Source organism: Holospora curviuscula (assembly GCF_002930195.1).
GTDB classification, from domain to species: Bacteria; Pseudomonadota; Alphaproteobacteria; order Holosporales; family Holosporaceae; genus Holospora; species Holospora curviuscula.
The window spans coordinates 1-1,118 of sequence record NZ_PHHC01000007.1; the positions used below are offsets into that span (position 1 = coordinate 1).

A 1,118-nucleotide genomic window follows, 5' to 3' on the forward strand; every position below is an offset into this window, starting at 1 on the left:
GCCGGCGGTGATGGCACTGCTTACGGGACTGGAGGTGTGGGACGGCGCTCTAGAGATTTCGGAAGATCTCCAGGAAGGAAAAAATTCTGAGGCACTGGAAACCCTGGCCAAAACGGGAATTAAAGTCCTGCCCGGGATGAAGTTGGCCAAATCCCTGGTGAATGCCCGTGAAACCGCCAGTGCGTTGCAGGAAGCCTACCAGCAGGACGGCATGGCAGGGGCAGGATCTGTGTTGGCTCAGGAAATTCTAGGGCGCCAGGTGGGAAAAGCCTTGGGCAAAGGTCTGGAAAAAGCTGAGGGCTTCAAGCGCACCCACAGACACATGAAGGGACCTAAGCCAATAAAGCAGCCGGCGCAAGGGCTGGGTGGTCAAGGGGGGATGATGGATAAACCCGTGAGTGCCGCAGAACAAGCCGCCATTACCCAGTATTTTATCCACTACAGGAATGAAAAATTCGTGGTGGGAAGGTATGGGAACAAAGATTTTGAAAAAATAATGAAAGACCGCAATATAGAATTTAAATCTGTGATGGAAAAGCGTACCGCCCGTCATCACGTGGGGACCCATGTTAACAATCGGCGCTTTATTGCTTTTGATATCCATGAAGATGCCGGGGTCAGCATTATTATTCCAAAGGAATGGCACGGGTCCTGGGCTCATACGGCGAATCATTTGCAATTCGAAAATCTTCGTCAATCTCTGTTTTGGACTGTCCGAGATCTTCGAAATTGTGTCCATCGTATCCCAGATCCGATTTTACGAAAGGAGGTGCAACAAGATCTAAACGCCGCATTAATCCAGGCAGTGCGCTTAAATGAGCAATATTTTGCAGAACAAATGCAAAACAGAATTTTGAAACCTTAAGGAGGAAATCGTGAAAAATTATACCTGTCTACAAGATGTACTGAATGAAATCTGTAGAGCCAAAAATATGTATTTAGGAGAAGAACGTTGGCAAGAAAGTATCAAAAAATTTGCCACAAAAGAACGGCTATTATCAGCCCTAGCCTATTATTTTGAGATATGGGATAGGGAAGAGCGGGACCGAGATTTTGTCAATTTGGATGAGCTTTTGAGTCCTGAAGGGGAGAGGGCGTCCTGGTGCTTTTATTATCTT

Annotated in this window: 2 protein-coding genes; both read left to right on the forward strand. The window is 47.0% G+C overall.

The window, feature by feature from the left end; all coding sequences use genetic code 11:
- The coding region (locus HCUR_RS09370) for a hypothetical protein (RefSeq protein WP_243397222.1) at positions 1–865 on the forward strand (865 nt) is incomplete at its 5' end.
- A gap of 10 nt (positions 866–875) precedes the next feature.
- A partial coding sequence (locus HCUR_RS00210; RefSeq protein WP_129591770.1) for a hypothetical protein occupies positions 876–1,118 on the forward strand: 243 nt, incomplete at its 3' end.